General features: G+C 42.9%; 19 protein-coding genes. 9 read left to right on the forward strand and 10 right to left on the reverse strand.

Annotated elements, in window-relative coordinates:
* Window positions 1–12 precede the first annotated feature (12 nt).
* From pstB to blp2, 3 genes are all read left to right on the forward strand, one after another.
* Complete coding sequence (gene pstB, locus ACINWC323_RS11340) at window positions 13–927, forward strand: phosphate ABC transporter ATP-binding protein PstB (protein ID WP_005231731.1); 915 nt, start codon at window positions 13–15, stop codon at window positions 925–927.
* A 147-nt stretch (window positions 928–1074) separates the two neighbouring features.
* Complete coding sequence (gene sohB, locus ACINWC323_RS11335; RefSeq protein WP_005231730.1) at window positions 1075–2037, forward strand: protease SohB; 963 nt, start codon at window positions 1075–1077, stop codon at window positions 2035–2037.
* A gap of 239 nt (window positions 2038–2276) precedes the next feature.
* Window positions 2277–4451, forward strand: a complete 2175-nt coding sequence (gene blp2, locus ACINWC323_RS11330) for an Ig-like repeat protein Blp2 (protein ID WP_032881348.1) — start codon at window positions 2277–2279, stop codon at window positions 4449–4451.
* Window positions 4452–4476: 25 nt separating this feature from the next.
* On the opposite strand, the gene ACINWC323_RS11325 is transcribed toward blp2, so the two are convergent.
* Together ACINWC323_RS11325 and ACINWC323_RS11320 are read right to left on the reverse strand one after the other, a co-directional pair.
* Complete coding sequence (locus tag ACINWC323_RS11325) at window positions 4477–5115, reverse strand: DUF2238 domain-containing protein (RefSeq protein ID WP_009510773.1); 639 nt, start codon at window positions 5113–5115, stop codon at window positions 4477–4479.
* Between the two features lie 38 nt (window positions 5116–5153).
* Window positions 5154–5504 (reverse strand): hypothetical protein, encoded by a 351-nt coding sequence (locus ACINWC323_RS11320; RefSeq protein ID WP_005231727.1) that lies wholly within the window; start codon window positions 5502–5504, stop codon window positions 5154–5156.
* A gap of 260 nt (window positions 5505–5764) precedes the next feature.
* On the opposite strand from ACINWC323_RS11320, the gene ACINWC323_RS11315 reads away from it, so the two are divergent.
* Window positions 5765–6169: a hypothetical protein gene (locus ACINWC323_RS11315; protein WP_032881380.1), complete on the forward strand. Its 405-nt coding sequence runs from the start codon at window positions 5765–5767 to the stop codon at window positions 6167–6169.
* On the opposite strand, the gene rsmD is transcribed toward ACINWC323_RS11315, so the two are convergent.
* Both rsmD and mrdA read right to left on the reverse strand, forming a co-directional pair.
* Window positions 6166–6714 (reverse strand): 16S rRNA (guanine(966)-N(2))-methyltransferase RsmD, encoded by a 549-nt coding sequence (gene rsmD / locus ACINWC323_RS11310; RefSeq protein WP_009511264.1) that lies wholly within the window; start codon window positions 6712–6714, stop codon window positions 6166–6168. The genes ACINWC323_RS11315 and rsmD overlap by 4 nt on opposite strands.
* The gene (mrdA, locus tag ACINWC323_RS11305) at window positions 6714–8735 is read right to left on the reverse strand and encodes a penicillin-binding protein 2 (protein ID WP_009510809.1); all 2022 of its coding nucleotides are present in this window, start codon (window positions 8733–8735) and stop codon (window positions 6714–6716) included. The genes rsmD and mrdA overlap by 1 nt, the downstream gene beginning before the upstream one ends.
* A gap of 238 nt (window positions 8736–8973) precedes the next feature.
* On the opposite strand from mrdA, the gene ACINWC323_RS11300 reads away from it, so the two are divergent.
* The 4 genes from ACINWC323_RS11300 (at window position 8974) to ACINWC323_RS11285 (ending at window position 11852) form a co-directional block, all read left to right on the forward strand.
* Complete coding sequence (locus ACINWC323_RS11300; RefSeq protein WP_009510862.1) at window positions 8974–9492, forward strand: hypothetical protein; 519 nt, start codon at window positions 8974–8976, stop codon at window positions 9490–9492.
* Window positions 9493–9554: 62 nt separating this feature from the next.
* A complete protein-coding gene (locus ACINWC323_RS11295; protein WP_004652140.1) occupies window positions 9555–10868 on the forward strand; it encodes a DUF445 domain-containing protein in 1314 nt (437 codons plus the stop codon).
* Between the two features lie 83 nt (window positions 10869–10951).
* Complete coding sequence (gene adk, locus ACINWC323_RS11290) at window positions 10952–11605, forward strand: adenylate kinase (protein WP_005231721.1); 654 nt, start codon at window positions 10952–10954, stop codon at window positions 11603–11605.
* A 61-nt stretch (window positions 11606–11666) separates the two neighbouring features.
* On the forward strand, window positions 11667–11852 hold the full coding sequence (locus ACINWC323_RS11285) for a hypothetical protein (protein WP_005231720.1): 186 nt from the start codon (window positions 11667–11669) through the stop codon (window positions 11850–11852).
* Here ACINWC323_RS11285 and nth read toward each other — a convergent pair.
* Complete coding sequence (gene nth / locus ACINWC323_RS11280; RefSeq protein ID WP_009510799.1) at window positions 11849–12535, reverse strand: endonuclease III; 687 nt, start codon at window positions 12533–12535, stop codon at window positions 11849–11851. The genes ACINWC323_RS11285 and nth overlap by 4 nt on opposite strands.
* Window positions 12536–13369 (reverse strand): RnfABCDGE type electron transport complex subunit B, encoded by an 834-nt coding sequence (locus ACINWC323_RS11275; protein WP_283201999.1) that lies wholly within the window; start codon window positions 13367–13369, stop codon window positions 12536–12538.
* A gap of 350 nt (window positions 13370–13719) precedes the next feature.
* Here ACINWC323_RS11275 and gdhA point away from each other — a divergent pair, with 350 nt between their 5' ends.
* On the forward strand, window positions 13720–15066 hold the full coding sequence (gdhA, locus tag ACINWC323_RS11270; protein ID WP_005231717.1) for an NADP-specific glutamate dehydrogenase: 1347 nt from the start codon (window positions 13720–13722) through the stop codon (window positions 15064–15066).
* 84 nt (window positions 15067–15150) lie between these two features.
* On the opposite strand, the gene ACINWC323_RS11265 is transcribed toward gdhA, so the two are convergent.
* The 4 genes from ACINWC323_RS11265 to lon form a co-directional block, all read right to left on the reverse strand.
* The gene (locus ACINWC323_RS11265; RefSeq protein ID WP_009510893.1) at window positions 15151–16257 is read right to left on the reverse strand and encodes an META and DUF4377 domain-containing protein; all 1107 of its coding nucleotides are present in this window, start codon (window positions 16255–16257) and stop codon (window positions 15151–15153) included.
* A 189-nt stretch (window positions 16258–16446) separates the two neighbouring features.
* Entirely contained in the window at window positions 16447–17220 is a 774-nt protein-coding gene (locus ACINWC323_RS11260; protein ID WP_005231714.1) for a DODA-type extradiol aromatic ring-opening family dioxygenase, read from the reverse strand.
* 100 nt (window positions 17221–17320) lie between these two features.
* A complete protein-coding gene (rlmH, locus tag ACINWC323_RS11255; protein WP_009511292.1) occupies window positions 17321–17800 on the reverse strand; it encodes a 23S rRNA (pseudouridine(1915)-N(3))-methyltransferase RlmH in 480 nt (159 codons plus the stop codon).
* Window positions 17801–18116: 316 nt separating this feature from the next.
* The gene (gene lon / locus ACINWC323_RS11250; protein ID WP_009511433.1) at window positions 18117–20546 is read right to left on the reverse strand and encodes an endopeptidase La; all 2430 of its coding nucleotides are present in this window, start codon (window positions 20544–20546) and stop codon (window positions 18117–18119) included.
* Between the last annotated feature and the right edge of the window lie 136 nt (window positions 20547–20682).

The raw sequence follows: 20682 nt of genomic DNA on the forward strand, positions 1-20682 counted from the left end.
GAGGAGAGTACAATGAATACGATTGATATTATGAACGCCGTAGAAAAGGATAAATCAGTGAATCCACAGCAAACAGAATTTACTTCAGCGGAAGGGCAAGTTCAGCAATCGAACACTGCATTTGTTTCTCAGTTTGAAACGGCTGCTTCAAATAAAAAGCCAAAAGCAAGTGACGTAAAAATCAGTACCAAAGATGTTCATGTTTATTATGGTGAATCTGAGGCCATCAAGGGGATTGACCTGGATGTTTACCAAAATGAAGTGATTGCATTCATTGGTCCGTCAGGATGTGGTAAATCGACTTTCCTGCGTACCCTAAACCGTATGAATGACACCATTGATAGCTGTCGGGTAACCGGTAAGGTAACGCTTGATAATCAGGATATCTATGATCCAAACTTGGACGTGGTATTACTTCGTGCACAAGTCGGGATGGTGTTCCAGAAGCCGAACCCATTTCCAAAATCAATTTTTGACAATGTAGCGTATGGCCCGAAATTGCATGGCCTGGCACGAGACAAATATGATCTGGAAGAAATCGTAGAAAATAGCTTGCGTAAAGCAGGTCTATGGGATGAAGTTAAAGATCGTTTAAGTCAGCCGGGTACTGGTTTATCGGGTGGTCAGCAGCAACGTTTATGTATTGCTCGTACCATTGCGGTGAGTCCGGAAGTGATTTTGATGGATGAACCCTGTTCAGCACTTGATCCAATTGCAACGGCAAAGATTGAAGAGCTGATTTCGGAATTGTCAGAACAATATACAATTGCAATCGTCACCCACTCGATGCAACAGGCGGCGCGCGTATCGGATCGTACGGCATACTTCCATTTGGGTGACCTGATTGAAGTCAACTCAACCGAGAAAGTATTTACTCAACCTGACCATCAGTTGACAGAAGCCTATATTACCGGTCGTTTTGGTTAAGCAAAGCCAGATCAATCAAAGAGCCTATGGGCTCTTTTTTTTATTATATAAATGAAAATGAATCTATTTTGCAAATTCACTATTGAATTTTTATTCAGCAGGCCACATCTTAGATGGATAAAGCCGAACTTATAGAGCACTTACTGTATGTTATTCCATTTACCCAAATTTCCCGCTGAAATTCGTATTAGTCATCTCAATGCGCGTGTGAATGAACAAAGAAAAAAAATTGCACAAACAACAGCGTCTCGTCTGGAATTACTGCAACTGGTTCAGCAACTTGCTAAAGAAGCAAAAGTGCGCCGCAAGAATGATCAAAAGATTTACGTGCTCGATTTTAAAGGCGATGTACAGGCTTCTGCTGTGGATACCATCCGCGAAGAAATCACTTTAATCTTGGCAACAGCAAAAGCTGGACATGATCGTGTCGTGGTGCGTCTGGAAAGCCCGGGTGGCATGGTGCATGGTTATGGGCTGGCAGCGGCGCAACTGGTGCGTTTACGCGATGCAGGTTTTCATGTCACGATCTGTGTAGATAAAGTGGCGGCAAGTGGTGGCTATATGATGGCGTGTATTGCCAATGAAATCATCTCGGCACCATTCGCGGTGGTAGGTTCAATTGGTGTTGTTGCCCAGGTTCCTAACTTTAACCGCCTGTTAAAACAACATAATGTTGATTTTGAATTGTATACCGCAGGTGAATACAAACGTACCGTGACCATGTTTGGGGAAAACACCCCGGAAGGCAAGGCAAAGTTCGAAGAAGAACTCCAGCAAACCCATGCCTTATTTAAGCACTTTGTTGAGAAATATCGTCCCCAACTGGATGTTGCAAAAGTGGCAACGGGTGAGCACTGGTATGGTGAAGATGCCCGCGAGTTAAATCTGGTGGATACCTTGCAGACCTCAGATGAATATTTACTGAGCCTGCTGCCAAAGCATGATATCTATGTGATTAACACGCGTAAACGCCCAACATTTGGTGAAAAGCTGGGTCTACAAGCGGCACAAATGGCTGAGAGTCTTATACCAGCGGTAATGGGTAAAATTACAGATAGTCTTGCGAAGGCGAATAGTACTCTTGTACAAATGCGCGATCCAAAATTCTAATCCGAGTCTACTTCAAGAAACCAGCCAGATCAGGCTGGTTTTTTTATATGGCATCAAAATATGAATCATTTTTTATAGTCCGGTTTTTGAACGCATGGTCAATTTAAATTAAACCGCATAAATGCTGCTGTAGAGATTGTTGTTGTAGGAATGTTTTGATATTTTAAATGCGGATGAATTACTTAATTATTCATTAACCGACAAATAGATAAAAATATAATTGATAAGTGAGCATAAAAATGACAAGAGTTGTCGTTTCTTCGAAGAAAAATTCGAATATTTTACAAGATGGACAAATAAAAGCGGTCATGCTCGATCAGCCGTCGATTGTCCAGATTGGTGTAAATCAGGACGATATCAAATCTATTATGAAACAAGGTAATGATCTTGTCATTACACTTAAAAACGGTGAAAAAATCATTATTAGTGATTTTTATACTGATGCAAATGTCACGGAACATACTTTGGCTTTCCCTGAACAAGATGGTAGCTATAGCATCGCCCAGTTTGATGATTCAGGCCAGTTCGTGCGTTATGTACCGACCACGCAATTGACTCAGTTTGCTTATACGCAATCACCTTCACAGAGCATGATGATGTCAGATGCTACAGAAGACTTAGGGATTACCAAATCACAATTGCTCAAAGCGGGTTTGGTGGCCTTGGCGGCAGAAGGCGTTTATTTGCTGGCTGTCAAAGATGATGATGACGATAAAAAAGCAGAAACTCCTAAAGAGGTTGATCGAACACCGCCAGTCGTTAAGGCTGTAATAGATACCAAGGACTCACAAACAATCACCGTTAAAACTGAAGCAAATGTTGCAATTAAAATCGTCGATAAAAACGGGAAAATCCTTGCAACTGGACAAGCCGATGCTCAGGGAAACTATACCTTTAAATTAACTGATCCTTTACCGGCTGGTGAAAAGGTGACTGTAACCGCAACAGATGCTGCAGGTAATTCAGCAAGTAATGAGGTTGTGGGAAATAAAGATGTCACCGCACCTGATGCACCGACTGCCCAGCTTAATGCCGATGGCACCATTGTCACCGGTAAGACTGAGGCCAATGCCAAAGTCTCGATTTATGATGCCAATAATAACCTGCTCGGGACCGTAATCGCCAATAAACAGGGACTGTATTCGATCAAGGTTTCACCTCCTTTAACCAGCGAGAAGGGCGGAACTGTTGTGGCGGAAGATAAGGAAGGCAACAAGTCAGAACCTTCAAAAGTATTTGCTGGCAAGGATACGGTTGCACCCGATCAACCGACCGTAGAAGTGAATAAAGAAGGGACTTCAATCGTAGGGCGGGCAGAAGCCAATAGCAAAGTTGTGGTCAAAGATGCCGAGGGTAATGTGATTGGAAGTGGCACTACTGATGCGCAAGGCAAGTTTGAGATTGGCTTGTCACCGGCTTTAGGTGCGGATAAAAAGGCCTCTATCGTGCTGGAAGATGCGGCAGGTAATGTTTCAAAACCACTGGAAATCACTGCAGGTAAAGATACTATCGCACCAGACAAAGCTGCTGCCCAGATCAATGCTGCAGGTGATACGGTTACCGGTACTGCCGAAGCGAATAGTAAAATTGAAATTAAAGGCCCGGATGGTAAAACGATCGGGACAGGCACGGTTGGAGCCGATGGGAAATTTAGCATCACAGTCTCTCCTGCGTTAACCGATAAAAATATGGGTAAAGTGTATGTGATTGATGCGGCTGGTAATCGTTCGGATGCCACTGACGTACTGGGCGCAAAAGATACCATTGCCCCGAATAAACCGATCTTGCAAACGGTGACTGATGATGTGGGACCGGTTAAAGGGGCTATTGCTGCAGGTGCAAATACCGATGATAGCAAGCCGACTTTAGCAGGAATTGGAGAGGCCAAAGCAGTACTGACGATTTATGATAATGGTCAGCCGGTGGGTACGGTAACCGTAGGGGATAATGGCAAATGGAGTTTTAACTTTAGCCAAGAATTAGGACTCGGCGCGCATAAGATCACCTTAACCCAGACCGATGCTGCGGGTAATATCAGTGAAATGAGTGATGGATTTAGTTTCAACGTGGTTGCGCCGACCACGACAGCATCACTACAAAGTGAAGCTTCGGACTCTGCCGTAACGCAAGCCTCTCTGGTTGATGCCATCAATCTGGAGGCTTTTCAAAGCAAACAGGCAGCGGTCTCACCCTCATCTGCAGCAGAGAAGTTAAATCTTAGTGAATTGTTGTCTACTACTGAGACGTCAAACCATCAGGTCGATGAGGTGTTGAATCAAATTATTGCTACTCAAGCCCCATCAACGGCGACTGCAAGCCCAGACCATCAGCATTTAGAAAATTTTGATTTTGCCCAAACCATCAAGGCCGGGCCTTTTGACCAGTTGGATGTATTACAGCATTCAATTATCTAATCCCTCTACTGATGTAATAAGACGCTTATTTTTCAATAAGCGTCTTTTGTTTTACCAGTTGAATAATACCGGTCAGGATCGCTCCAATTGTTGCCAGGAACATATCTTTATGCGCATCCCACATATCACCTTGCTGACCATTATAGTTTTCTGCATCTTCCGGCGATAACCCGATAGAAAGTCCCCATTCCAGTAATTCATAAAATACACTGGAGGCCATGACAAACTGAATTACAAGCAGAAATAACGAAAATGGCTTTGCAGTGGGTAGCCAGACCTGAAAGCAGCGATAGACAAAAGGATAGAGCAGCAGTCCATAAGAAAAATGAACCAGCCGATCATACATATTGCGTGACCAGCCCATGCTTTGATCTAAATCAAAATTGAAATAATAGAGAATCCATTGGTTATAAGGTACATAGGAGTAGAGGTAGTGCGCACCAATAATATGAATCAGAAGAAAGACGAGATAGCAGCAGAAACTTGCATAATCAAGGCCCACTTTTTTGAACGTCAGCAGCAGCACAATCAACATAAAGACAGTGCCGGCCTGATGTAACAGATATGCCTCAAACTCCAGTGGATCAATACTTGCAATGGCAACGGCGACTACGATCAGCGCTAGTGCCAGATAATGTTTTAAAGTAAATTGTTTTTCGATCATGTCACGTCCTAAACGCGATCAGGAAAAGCGTATTCCCCTTACTCTGTAGAAGTTACAGCAATCGGTTCTTTTGTTGTAGATATACCGCCAAGTGCCTGACACGCTTGTATATATAATTGATATTTTTGTTGTACAACTTCATCTAGGGGAATGTCAAAGAGATCTTCACCATTTTTATATTGTTCAATATAAGAAGCGGCCTTTTCCTTGTTGGCAGCCAAGGATTGCTGATAAAAAGTTGAAATAGAAGAGGTCGCCAGCTCACTGGATTCAATATTATGACATTGAAAATTTTGTAAGACTTTCTCTGCACGTTTGACCTCGCTTGATTTTCCAAAGATACAACCGGTTAAGCTAAGCGTGGCAAGGAGTAAGCACAAAAGTTTCATGATAGATCGAGATACAGTGAAATTTTAAAGACGCTATTATTGTATAGAAGTTTAGTTTTATAAATTAAATATTTATGTCTGACAGAATAAAAATTAAAAAAACTTATACATCTTTTGCATGATTTCACTCTAGCAAAAACTGCAGGATTGAAATAGCCCATCGAAGCATGCATAAAGATCAGTCGTATAAATTTTAATTGATTGATAAGAAATAACTTTTAGCGTTATCCTAGTTTGGGGGATAAGTAATATAGATGATGATGCGTATTAAGCATATTTTTTTACTGCTTCTGCTGCTTTGTTGCACTGCTGGGGCGCAGGCAGAAGACTATGATTTCTTTGAGCCGTTCCATGATGACCGCGAAGAAATGTTTGACGCCGCCTATCCGCAAATGAAAACAGATTATTCAGTTTTGCATAACCTGTTTTTTCGGAATGAACGGTGGCGTATCTATAACCATACCGCTTATCAGACCAATCAGTTTAACCATAAAATGCTAACTGGCGATACCAGCAGTTTGTCTTTAGACGACTTCTCGATTTCAGTTGGGTATGGTGTCGCTTATCAGCTGAATTTCCGTCATCGCATTGGTTATGAATATCTGTCCAGTTTTCCTTTTGATCGTGGCCAAATGATCCGGTTTTTCTGGCTGAGTATTTTCTAAACCACTTTTTGATAGAGGCCTGCGCGAACCAGCCCAGCTTTGGTTTCTTTGATTTTTTGCCAACTCAGCGGAAGCTTCAGTTGGGACAGGTCACGATCGGCTTCTACATAGATATAAGCATTCGGGTTAAGCATTGGATCAGCCAGCTCAGCCAGCTCTTGCCATAAATCAAGGCTATAAGGTGGATCAAGAAAGACCACATCAAAGCTATTTTTTAATTTGCTTAAAGCTTGCTGGGCCGTTGTGACCAGTAACTGACAATTTTCAGCTTTTAACAGCTGAATATTGTCTTTTAAAAAGCGTGCCTGGGTCGGATTCGGTTCAATCATGGTGACTTGGGCTGCACCACGTGAAAGGGCTTCAAAGCCCAATGCGCCAGAACCGCTGCACAAGTCGAGTACCTGTGCATTTTGAATATCCCACATTAACCAGTTAAATAAGGTTTCCCGGACACGATCTGGGGTTGGGCGTAAACCTTCAATACTTGCAAAGGGTAAAGTACGGCGTTTCCATTCACCACCGATAATTCGTAATTGATTCTTCATTATTCAGTGACTCCATCATCTGCGGGTTGAGCGGCTGGCGGTGTGGTCGCAGGTGGCGTTGCGACCGGGCTTGAAGCTGACGCTGCATTTTGTGCTGCTGCCGCATTTGCCATCGATAACTCACCTGGCTTGATTCCCGCCGTCATTAAACCGCCACTGACCTGATGATTGGCTGGACGCAGTGGATTCTTCTTACGCGTCACCAGCCAGTAATCAAAGATTGGGCGGGCAATCTGTGCAGCTGAACCACCATGTCGACCATTTTCCCAAACTACGGCAATGGCAATTTCTGGATGATCAGCGGGTGCAAAGCCAACAAACAGACCATGGTCCCATTGGCGAGAGGACAGGGCCGCTTCGTTATAGCGTTTACCTTGTGCAATACTCTTCACCTGTGCCGTACCGGTTTTACCTGCAATTGAATATTGCAAACCACCTTTGATGCCGCGACCTGTACCGGATTGAATCACGTCAACCATTGCATCATGCATATTGGTCCAGTCTTGTTCTGTGCCGTTAAACTGGATTTTGCCATCAGGCGCATTGTGTACAGCGAACTTTTTGGCACCTTTGGTTTCTCTGAGGACATGCGGCGTAACATGTGAGCCTTTATTGGCGGTAATCGCAGTGGCCATGGCCAGTTGTAATGGTGTTGCGGTAAATGCACCTTGCCCGATACTGACCGAAATGGTTTCACCCTTGAGCCATTTGGATTTGCGGGTACGCATTTTCCATTCCGGGCTTGGGTATAGGCCTGAGCTCTCGCTTGGTAAATCCACACCGGTTTTTTCACCAAAGCCAAACTGACGCATCCAGTCATTCATTTTTTCAATGCCCATGCGATAGGACAGGACATAGAAATAGGTATCGCAGGAAACGATTTGAGCCTTGTGCATGTTGACGGAACCATGTCCGCTTTTCTTATGGTCACGGAAGCGGTGACTATCGCCCGGCAGAGAGAAATAACCCGGATCTGAAATGGCGGTGCCCCAATCCACCAGACCATAGTGAATGCCACCTAAACCGAACATCGGTTTAATGGTTGAGCCGGGTGGGTAAGCGCCTTGAACTGCACGGTTATACAGGGGCTGGTCGAGATTATCACGCAGTCCGCTATAGTCTTTTGAGCTAATACCAGTGACAAACAGGTTTGGATTAAAGCTTGGGCTAGAAACCAAAGCCAGAATTTCACCTGTGCGTGGATCCATGGCCACAATGGCACCACGACGGTCTGCTAATTGCTGTGCAGCAACGGTTTGTAGACCGTAGTCAATTGATAAATAAAGATCATTACCACGGGCTGGATTCTGGCGGCCTAAATTACGCAGTACATTACCGTGGGCATCCGCTTCAACAGATTCATAGCCTGGTGTACCGTGTAACAAGTCTTCATAACTTTTTTCCACTCCGATTTTACCAATCAGGTTAGTGCCTGCGTATAAGTCCTTATCAATCGATTTGAGCTCTTTATCATTAATCCGTCCGACATATCCAATCACATGGGCAAACAGTTCGCCATGCGGATAGTAGCGGGTCATCTGCGTTTCAATTTTCACCCCGGGAAAAGCATATTTCACTTCGCTGAATTTCGCGATATCGGCTTCAGTCAGGTTTAATTTGATTGCCAGACGTTCGGTTTTACGTGCAGTTTTGACCCGGCTTTTAAAACGGTCTACATCTTCCTGACTGAGATTTAAAATCGGGATCAGGCGAGTAATGGTATCGTCAATATCGCTGACATCGGCCCGGCTTAAGGTTGCGGTGAAGACCGGATAGTTATCTGCGAGCAACACCCCGTTGCGGTCATAGATATAACCACGGGCAGGTGCCAGAGGTTGTAAGCGAATTCGGTTCTTATCTGAGGCCGTTGTAAAGTCATCGTAATGAACAATCTGTAAATATGCATAACGACAGATCAGTAACAGGAGGAAAAAACCGACCAGAAAAATGGCAAAGAAGATTCGACCCTTATAAATGCGCTTTTCTTGTTGCATGTTTTTTAAAGGAAAGTGCTGTTTCATAGGGTGTCGACTTAATTACAGAGGTGAGAGATACAAAGACGCAATATTTTAACGTAAGTTGCATGATCATACTGTAGAATTTTCAACAATTCATGCAAATGTTGACGCGACAGTTTTTGACTTTGCAGACATTAAAATTATAGGGTCTTGTATATTAGAAGCAAAATAATTCTGTTAAAGTCACAAACTATTCGAAATAGGATTTTCCAATACAGACATAGGGAAAATGGAGAAAATAATGAGAAAAATTTGCCTTTTATTATCGGTTTTAACATTTACGGGCTTAAGTCATGCGGATGATAATCCATTTATGCCGGAGCCTAAATTGAAAGATGCAAACGTTTCAACATGGAATGTCGGGGCAGGTTTTACTAAAAAATTATTACATGGCAATTTGGAATGGGTCAATCCTTACGGAATTGCCTATGCGAAAGCAGGTGCCTTCTTAAATGATGACAATGAAATTGGTGGACAAGTCGGTTTTCGCTATCCGTACTATCTAACCGGTACTGACAAAAATGGTTATTACGTTGGGGTCTATGCAGGCCATTTAGACAGTAAAAATTATGGCGGTAAGCAAAAAGCCAACCTGGGGGTGGGTGCCGATCTTGCATATGTCTGGCTGAACAGTGAACGGATTAGTACCTTCAGCGTTGGCGCAGGAGTACGTGAAAAATTAGAAGATGGAGATGGCAATACGGTGAAAAAAGCACAACCTGTGTTGCAGTTTTCTTACACCTTAAGTTTTGGTTTATAAGAGGAGAATGCAGATTTATTCTTTTATAAGCCATCATGTATCAATAATTCTGAGAGTCATGCATGTTTGATTACGTCAATGAATTGTGGCAGATTTTCTTAAATCGACCAGACCATCTGGCAGTGTTAAGTATCATTCCCGTGACCGCCTTTGTAACTTGGGCGCACGTGTGGATGGCACTGAAAATGGTATTTTACCCAATTAATTTCTGGGGATTCCATTTAGGCCCGTTACCTGTCGGTTGGCAAGGGATCGTGCCGCGTAAAGCTGGACGTATTTCAGGCATCATTACCGATAATACCTTATCGAAATTGGGATCACTGCGCGAGTTTCTGGAAGCCATGGATCCTGAAGATATGGCCATGATTATTGGTGAACAGGTTGGTTTTGAGCTTGAACACCTGATTGATGAGGTGATGATCGATCGTAATGCGGTGCTCTGGGAAAATCTGCCTTATTCCATTAAACGCCGTATCTATGCACAAGCCCATAAACAATTACCCAATACGCTTAGAGAACTTGTGACTGAGCTGACCATGAACGTCGAGTCACTGGTCGATATGCGTGAAATGGTGGTGAGCCAGATGGAAGGTGATCGCCGTTTAATGGTGCGCATGTTCCTGAAAGTAGGGCAGAAAGAGATCAACTTTATTTGGCATATCAGTGCCTTGATCGGGATGTTCTTTGGTATTTTCCAGATGATCGTCTGGTTTGTGGTGCCGTGGCACTGGACGGTCCCGTTCTGGGCTGCTATTTGGGGCTTTTTAACCAACTGGATCGCCATCTGGATGGTGTTTAATCCGATTGAACCGCACTATATCCGCTATCCACAGATCTTCCGTTTGACCAAAGACCGTAAATTCCCGTGGATTGTACCTGTCTTGAAGATTGGAACCTATAATGTCCAAGGCGCATTTATGAAGCGTCAGGAAGAGGTTTCGGATGTATTTGCCAGTGTGGTGACTGAAGATTTAATTACCTTAAAATCGATCATGACTGAGATGATGTATGGCAGCAAGAAAGACAAAACCCGTCGTATTGTCAAACGCCATATCAATGAAATCATGGAAACTCCTCTGGTCAGAACTTCATTGCAGCTTTCATTAGGGCCAAGAGAGTATGCTAGACTCAAGACTGACTTGATTGATCGCTCAATTGAAATTACCATGGGACCAGTATGTGACCCAGCTCTGAATGCAAGTCGTGCGCAGAAGATCTTTCAAATGTTTAGAGACCGCATCCGTGAACTAACACCGAAAGAGTTCCAGAATTTATTGCGTCCTGCTTTCCAGGAAGATGAGTGGATTTTGATTGTACTAGGTGGAGTGACTGGTTTCTTTGCTGGTTTAATTCACTTATTTGTTGCTTTCTTATAATTAATTTGATGTTGGTTGAGCGATAACTCTGTATGATATTGCTCAATTTAAGATTTATTGTTTTTAAATGAGGATGTTCTTTTATGCGCATTATTTTACTCGGACCACCTGGGGCAGGCAAAGGTACTCAAGCTCAGTTGATCTGTAAGCGCTACAATATCCCACAAATTTCAACCGGTGATATGCTCCGTGCTGCAATTCGTGAAGGTACTGAACTTGGCTTAAAAGCAAAAAGTGTCATGGAATCAGGCGGTTTAGTTTCTGATGAATTGATCATTGGTTTGGTGAAAGAGCGTATTGCTCAGCCTGATTGTGAAAATGGGTGTATCTTTGACGGTTTCCCACGCACAATTCCTCAAGCTGAAGCATTAGAATCAGCGGGCATCAGCATTGATCATGTGATTGAAATTGATGTACCGGATGAAGAGATCGTGCAACGACTTTCTGGCCGTCGTCAGCATCCAGCTTCTGGCCGTGTTTATCACACGGTTTACAATCCACCAAAAGTGGAAGGTAAAGATGACGAAACCGGCGAAGACTTGGTACAACGTCCAGATGACCAGGAAGAAACCATTCGTAAGCGTCTTGGTTCTTACCACAGCGAAACTGAGCAATTGGTTGGCTTCTATCAAGGTCGTGCTGCGTCTGGTGAAAATGCACCGACTTACGATAAGCTAGATGGTTTACGTGCAATTGAAGACGTTCAAAAAGAATTATTTGCGATTTTAGATAAATAATCTGAATTGCAGACGATAAAAGAGCTCTGGTATAGGGCTCTTTTTATTTTGGAGAAAGACCATGCTACTAAAAGTTGTTCTGATTTTAGTTGTAATTTTTAGCTTGGTTTTATTGTTGTTTTTATTGTATCAAAGCCAAAAAATGTTGCGTCATGTGCAGAAACAGCAGGCTTTGGAAAATAAACTGAACGGTAAAGCACGTCAGCTACATCCAAAATTACAACAGCATAAAAAACCTCAGGATTAACTGAGGTTTTTAACGGCAATGGCTTTGTTTGCGCCAAATTCAAAGCGATCCGGCCAGTTACAGACATCGGCAACCACACATTCACCACATTTCGGTTTACGTGCGATACAGCAATAACGACCGTGCAAGATTAGCCAGTGATGCGCATCGATAATAAACTCTTTGGGAATCACTTTAATCAAGCGATCTTCAACCTCGAGCACATTTTTACCCACCGCCAGACCCGTACGATTACCCACACGGAAAATATGGGTATCGACTGCCATGGTCGGCTGACCAAATGCCGTATTTAGTACCACATTTGCTGTTTTACGCCCGACACCGGGTAAAGCTTCCAGTTCTTTACGTGTTTCCGGAATTTTGCCCTGATATTGCTCTACCAGAATGCGGCAGGTTTTAATTACATTCTCGGCTTTAGAATTATACAGACCGATGGTCTTGATATATTCTTTCAAGCCATCCACCCCAAGATTTAAAATCGCCTGGGCAGTATTGGCAACTGGGTAGAGTTTATCGGTGGCCTTGTTGACACTCACATCGGTTGCCTGAGCAGACAGCAGAACCGCAATCAGCAATTCAAACGGTGAAGAATAGTTCAGCTCGGTTTGTGGATGTGGTCTTTGTTCACGTAAACGTTCGAAAAAAGTCTGAATCTGCTTTTTGGTCATATTTTTAACGGGCATTTAGATGTCCTGCAATTCATTTAAACGTTGTTGTAAAGCCAGTAACTGGGCTTGTTTTTGCTCATCTGCACGGACACTCAGCTGTTTTTCCAGTTTCTTGATCTGCGTGCGTACTTTGGCAAGTTCAATGGTAGTTTTAGCATCCAGTGCTGGCGTTTCTTTGGGTTTATCCACGAGGGTAATCACAGGCACGTTGTTGAGTGCCTGAGAAAACTGAGCAAAGAATTCCACATCAATTTCTGCACGGACAATCGGGCCTTTACGGCTTAAACGACGTTTCTCTTCACGTTGAATATGTGCGTAGTAACGATGTCTTAAATCGTCCTGTTCAACGCTGCGTTGTTCTGCGCTTGGCAAGGGTTGACTGTCTGCCACCAGATCAATGCAATCCACTGGACAAGGCGGAATACATAACTCACAGCCTGTACACAGATCGGTCAAAATGCTATGCATCAGCTTACCACTGCCGATAATTGCATCCACTGGGCAGGCACTAATACACTTGGTACAGCCAATACATTCATCTTCCCGAATGATCGCTTTCATGCGCTGTGGACGACCATCCGCTTGAATTTCCCAGACACTGGGTTCAGCCGGAAGAGAAGGACGTTGCAATAGCTCTGCCAATGCATCAGCAACAGGTTGGCCACCCGGTACACACTTATTTGCCTCTTCGCCTTCTGCAATCGATTTTGCATAAGGTAAACATCCATCACGATGACCACATAAACCACATTGTGTCTGTGGTAAGAGCTGATCTATTTGGACGATAAGAGAATGTTGTACGGTTGATGACATGGACATGGATGAAGCAAAAAACAGGGAGCCTAGTATAACAAATAATGACTTTAGGCGGGGTCGCCAAGCTGGAAAATCATCCAGACTGCATGTTGGTTTTTTGCTTAAAAATAGTGCGATTGTTGATGTTTTTTAGTGCGAATTAAAAATAGGACCGCGATATAAAGGATAAAGCTGGAAAAATATCACCGCATTTTTTAAGCAATTTTAGGTACATTTATTATAAAAATAATGAACATTTATTTAAATAAGTTTTTGATTATTAATAATATAAAGTTTGGCCTAAAAAATAATATTGTGATGCAATAGTAATCTGTATTAAATATATGCGATATTCTATTTTGGTGCATTTTTCGCACCAAGATAAATCATGGACTTGGGGGTGAATGTTGAAGTACAACAGCTTAAATGACTTTCTGGATTATGTTAAAGCGAGAGATCCTAATCAACCTGAATTTTTACAAGCTGTCGAAGAGGTCATGACCAGTTTGTGGCCGTTCATTGAGAAAAATCCTAAGTATGCTCAATATGGTCTGCTCGAGCGTCTGGTTGAACCTGAACGCGCTATCCAGTTCCGGGTATCATGGATGGATGACCAGGGTCAAACCCATGTGAACCGTGCTTTCCGGGTGCAATACAACTCAGCGATCGGGCCTTATAAGGGGGGAATGCGTTTTCACCCTTCAGTGAATCTTTCAATCTTAAAGTTTTTAGGCTTTGAACAAACCTTTAAAAATGCCTTAACGACGCTACCCATGGGCGGCGGTAAAGGCGGTTCTGATTTTGATCCGAAAGGTAAATCAGATGCAGAAATCATGCGTTTTTGTCAGGCATTAATGCTGGAGCTCTATCGCCATCTCGGTTCGAATACTGATATTCCGGCAGGGGATATTGGGGTCGGTGGTCGTGAAGTTGGCTATATGACCGGCATGATGAAGAAGCTGAGCAATGACACTTCTTGTGTCTTTACCGGTAAAGGGATTTCATTTGGCGGTTCTTTGGCCCGTCCTGAAGCAACGGGTTATGGCACGGTTTATTTTGCAGAAGAAATGCTGAAAACCCGTGGCGAAAGTTTTGCAGGCAAGACCGTGTCGATTTCAGGTTCAGGTAATGTTGCTCAATATGCAGCAGAAAAAGCCATGTTCCTGGGCGCAAAAGTGGTGACATTGTCGGATTCAAACGGGACAGTGTATCTAAAAAATGGTTTCAGCAAAGCATTGCTTGATGAAGTGATGGAACTGAAAAATGAAAAACGTGGCCGTATTTCCGAGTTTGCTTCAAAACATGGTTTCGAATATTTCGAAGGTCAAACACCTTGGCATATTCCTGCGGATATTGCTTTACCGTGTGCGACACAAAATGAGTTAAAAGCGGAAGATGCTGCAACTTTGCTGGCAAATGGCGTGATTTGTGTTGCAGAAGGGGCCAACATGCCATCAACGCTTGAGGCGGTTGAAAAGTTTGTTGAAGCGAAGATTTTGTATGCACCCGGTAAAGCTTCGAATGCGGGTGGCGTTGCAACCTCAGGTCTTGAGATGTCTCAAAATGCTAACCGCTTGGGCTGGTCTTTTGAACAGGTCGATGAGCGTTTACATGCGATCATGAAAGAGATTCATCGTAACTGTGTCAAATACGGTACTCAGGAAGATGGTTCAATCAACTATGTTGATGGTGCCAATATTGCGGGTTTTGTAAAGGTTGCTGATGCCATTCTAGCGCAGGGTATTTATTAAAAGTCTCTTTTTAAATTAAGAAAGACTTCCCATAAAAAAAATCCGATGTTAAGACATCGGATTTTTTTTATTTACAGCTATAAATTATGGTTTTTTAACAATCTCTTGTTCAACAACCATATCGAGTACGTCTGCAATGCTTGATTGATCAGCAGCTGGGTTTTGAATGTCAAAACGTTTTACACGTACAATCACACGTTGTTGCGGATTGTGCTCAAAACCTTCGATTTGACCGTAGTAAAGCGACCAGTTTTTGTCAGCGTAAGTTTTTAAACCTTTATCGTCATATTTAACTTCACGCACTTGCATACAAGTTTGTGGCGCAACGCCTGTGCAAGATTTAGTTTCTGGTGCAATTTCCAAGAAAACAGTTTTACCTTCAGACTGGTATTTTGCTTCAGGTGTCATTTTACCCACGAATGTATATTTTTGACCTTTTGCATCCGCGATGACCAAAGTTGGTTGTTCTGGATTGCTTGTATTCACTTCATAAGCGATTTTACGTTTTTGTAAAAGGTCACCCGCAAACTGTTCCTGTTTCATCAATGCAGGTTCGCATGCCATCATTGTTGAAGCCAACGCACCGATCACGATCGCACCGTTTTCGATTTTCCAAGAGGTATTTTGACGGTTACAACCCGTATCTACAGATAAACGGTCATTGCCTAGGAAGCTTAATACGATTGGACGTTTAGTATCAGCAGGTTGATATGACCAAGTATAATTGGTCAATACATTGTTATTTGTCACTTTAGCACCTGTGAATACGTGTTTTTGACCTTTGCTGTCCGTCACAGTCAAGATTGCCTGACCATTCACCGTACTGATTTCAAAAGGTACTTTTTTCTTGCTGAAAATATCAGCAGATAAACGTTCTTGTTGCATTAAATCGTCTGCACACGCCATCATGGTTGATACCAGTGGAGAAGTGACAATGGTATTGCCTTCAACTTTCCAAGTACCGCCCTGATTGTTACAACCGGTTTGGATTGCAAGCTTCTGGTCTGCACCAAATGCTAAAACCAAAGGTTTAGACGCTTTTGAACCTTGGTAAGTCCAGTTGTATTCAGCCAAATTTTTTGCAGCAGTTGTATTAATTTGTGAAATCACGTTATCAGTCACATTTTGTACCGTTTGACACGCCATTAAAGAAAGTGGAAGTAAGGCAAGAACTAAATATTTAATTTTCATATTCAAAACAACGGGAAATAAATAACAGACCTAAGCTTAAAGTATTCTTAAAAAAAGAGCATGGGTGCCACTTAGGCATTAAGTTTGTTAAATGTTTCTATTTGTAAATTTTAAAAAATATAATGGATTTATAGGCTTGCTAATATTATATGCAAGCCTATTTTATTTTTATGTGATTCAGTACGCAATTTAGTCGAATCGGTAAATATCCATCCCGAGGGAACCCATCGAGAAGCTGCTGTGCACAATATTAAAGCGATTTCCTGTGCCCATCGCAAAGAAAAGTGGTGCAAAATGCTCTAGAGAGGGGTGATTTCTCTGTACATAGGGTAAGGATGGCCAGTCCAGCACAGCATCATAATCCTGATGAGTCAGTTTGTTGACCACTGCATTGCGGAAAGTGCTGGCCCAAACTGGCACATCGGCATCTGCTTGCCAGGAAAGTTCAGCCAGATTATGGGTGATACTGCCTGAGCCGATCAGTAAAATCTGTTGTTCACGCAGTGGTGAAAGTACTTGTCCAATTTTATAAATCTCGTCGGCATTCATATGTATCGGTAATGAGATTTCGATCACCGGAATATCTGCATCTGGATACATATGCAGTAACGGCATCCAGACTCCATGATCTCGTGGACGGGTACTGTTGGCATGCGCAGCCAAACCTGCTTCAGCAAACAGCTTCAATATTTCTTCTGCCAACTGCGGTGCGCCAGGTGCCGGGTAGCGAATCTCATAAAGTGCAGGTGGAAAACCACGAAAGTCATGCCAGGTTTCAGGACGTGTCGATGTACTGACTTCCAGCGCCTGACTTTCCCAATGTGCCGACATGACAATAATCGCTTGAGGTTTAGGTAGGTTGCTACTCAAGCGATTTAAGGCCGGGCCAACCTGTTCCGGGTCAAGGGCAAGCATAGGCGAACCATGAGAAATAAAGAGTCCGGGTAAGGTCTGGAAAGTCATATAGGGCACCTGATTAAAATGACATGATTATCGTGACAAAAAAGTGATGACAATGACAGCCATTAAACGTCAACATATTGTTCTAAAATCAGAACAGCCTTTAGGCCCGATGATAAGGATGATTATGGTTAATACTCATCGCTCTATATAACTGTTCAATTAGCAGGATACGCACCATCGGGTGGGGCATGGTCAATTTCGATAATGACCAATGCCAGGCTGCTGCCTTACGAACCGCATCTGAATGTCCATCCGGCCCACCAATTGCAAGCGCAATATCATTGCCTTCCAGCATCCATTGTTTCATGGTATGTGCCAGTTTCTCGGTACTGAGTTCGCGCCCGCCGACTTCTAAGGCAATCAAGGTTTCATTTGGCTTGAGCGCACTTAAAATACTATCACCTTCAATTTGGCAGTATTTTAAAATATCTGCTTCGGAGTCATTTTTTCCGCGTTTTGCCATCGGTAGTTCAATCACTTGTGTTTGCACGAATGGCTGGATACGTTTGAAATAGTCTTCAAATCCGGTAAGAACCCAAGCAGGCATTTTTTGACCAATGGTAAGAATGCGAATTTTCATAAGAACGGCTTATTTAGCAAATTCCACACATTATAAATGTTGCGGACCCGCATAGGGCAAAAGCTGCGGTTTATCTTGTCATAAATAATACAAAAAGCTGTTTTATATTTTCCATAAAAAACGCAGCTCAAAATGCGTATGAGCTGCGATCAAAGAGCCATCCGTCTGGAGTTCAGATGGCACTAAAATGAGTTCACTGAGTCAAACTTGATCTTTGTTTTATCGACTCTATTTTATTATGCAAGATATTGGTTATTTTTCAACCAGAAGATGTAACAAAAAAAGAGAGCCGAAGCTCTCTTTTATCAATCACTGCTTAGTGACGTGCAGCTTTTGCCTCTTCCACCGGTTTTACAATCGGTGTTTTAGGTAAAGGCTTTGGTGTATCCGTTAACGCTAAAGGTAGGATTTCATCAATACTTTTTACAGCCTTGATTTCTAAACCTTCTTTCACGTTATCTGGAATCTCAGCCAAGTCGCGAACGTTATCTTGTGGAATGAAGACCAGCTTGATTCCGCCGCGGTGTGCTGCAAGAAGTTTTTCTTTCAGACCACCAATACGCATTGCACGGCCACCGAGACTGGTTTCACCGGTCATGGCGATATCTGGACGAATCGGAATACCTGTGAATGCCGATACGAGGGCTGTCGTAAGAGCTAAACCAGCAGATGGACCATCTTTTGGCGTTGCACCTTCAGGTAAATGCACGTGAACATCGGTTTCTTCAAAACGTGAAGATTCAATGCCCAATTCATCCGCACGGGTACGTACCACGGTCATTGCTGCGGTAATCGACTCTTTCATAACATCACCGAGTGAACCGGTTGTAATGAATTTGCCTTTACCTTTGACTGCAGCAACCTCGATGGTCAGCAATTCACCACCAACAGACGTCCAAGCCAGACCGTTGACACGGCCCACCTGTGCTTCATCTTCTGCGATACCAAAGTCAAACTTATGCGGACCCAAGTATTCAGGAAGATTGGCAGAAGTCACGTCGATTTGTAAGTTTTTCGACTTCTTGCTGACTGCTTCTTTTACCACTTTACGGGCAATTTTAGAGACTTCACGCTCTAAGCTACGAACACCGGCTTCACGTGTATAACGTTGAACGATGTCGCGGATTGCTTCTTCATGAACAGACAATTCTTTGGCACGTAAGCCATTGTTCTTGATTGCTTTCGGAACAAGGTAACGTTCAGCAATATTGACTTTTTCATCTTCGGTATAACCCGGTAGACGAATCACTTCCATACGGTCCAGTAAAGCCTCTGGAATATTCATGCTGTTTGCGGTACAGATGAACATCACTTCAGAAAGGTCAAGATCAAGATCTAAATAATGGTCATTGAACTTGCTGTTTTGTGATGGATCTAGGACTTCAAGCAAGGCTGATGCCGGGTCGCCACGATAATCCTGTGCCATCTTGTCAATTTCGTCGAGTAAGAACAACGGGTTCTTTACACCAACTTTTGTCAACGACTGCACGATTTTACCTGGCATCGCACCGATATAGGTACGACGGTGACCACGAATTTCAGCTTCATCACGTACACCACCGAGTGCCATACGAACAAACTCACGGCCTGTCGCTTTGGCAACAGATTCACCAAGCGAGGTTTTACCCACACCTGGAGGACCGACGAGACAGAGGATCGGACCTTTGAGTTTTTTCACACGAGACTGAACCGCAAGATATTCCACAATACGATCTTTAACGTCATCTAGGCCGTAATGATCGGTATCAAGAATTTCCTGAGCTTTATTCAGGTTAATGCTCACCTTGCTGGCTTTGTTCCATGGCGTATCCAAAATCACTTCCAGATAGTTGCGAACTACAGCAGCTTCACTTGAAGCAGGTTGCATGGCCTTAAGTTTACGAAACTCAGCTTCAGCTTTTTTGCGCACGTGTTCAGGTAAATCGGCTTCAGCCAGACGTTTTTCAATTTCTGCAACGTCATCTTCAGCCCCGCCATTCATATCGGAAAGTTCACGTTGAATGACTTTCATTTTTTCATTCAGAAAGTATTCACGTTGGTTCTTTTCCATTTGGCGTTTTACGCTGTCGTGCAGCGTTTGTTCAATTTGCTGTTCAGCAGATTGATTCATCAAATAATTCATCAACTCTTGCAAGTGAGCTTCAAATTCATCGTGCTCTAAAAATTTTTGTTTGACTTCAATATTTAAAGGCACACGAGTGGCAACGAAGAACATCAATTGTAATAAGTCTTCAATTTTATTTGCTGCTGCGACGAGTTCACGCGCATTACGTAATTTTGCTTCGGCATATTGAGCAAAAAGGGTACGTAATTCATTTAAGCGAGTTTCTTGGGTCTCTTGATCCAAAGATAATGTCATTGGGCTTAAATGATGTTCAGCTGTTAAGTATTCTTCACCATCAATAATGCGTTCTAACTTAGAACGGTGTAGGCCTTCGATCAGTACTTTAATGCAGTTTTCATCATTTTCATGATTAACAACCTGTACGATTTTGGCTACAGTTCCATATTGATAGAGATTATCGTGATCAATTTCTTCTGTAAGCGAATCTTTTTGCGCAACTACAAATACTAAATTGTCACTGTTACGAGCCACATCCACTGCATTGATCGATTTTTCACGACCCACGAATAGCGCAATTTGCATGTGCGGATACACCACAACATCACGTAACGCTAATAGTGGTAATACACTTGGAACCTGTGGCTCTAAGCTTGTTTCATTATTTAAAATATATTCAGACATGGGCACTCCTAATGAGTGACAACGGTGTTGCCATGTTTTTTATAGTGATGTGCATTTTAAAAATTACAAGGGTTTTTACTTAGAAAATATAAAAAAAAGACTAAATTACTCAAGATTTAGGGCCGTGATAACAAAA

Origin of the sequence: Acinetobacter sp. WC-323 (genome assembly GCF_000314615.1) — a bacterium.
Taxonomy (GTDB): Bacteria; Pseudomonadota; Gammaproteobacteria; order Pseudomonadales; family Moraxellaceae; genus Acinetobacter; species Acinetobacter courvalinii.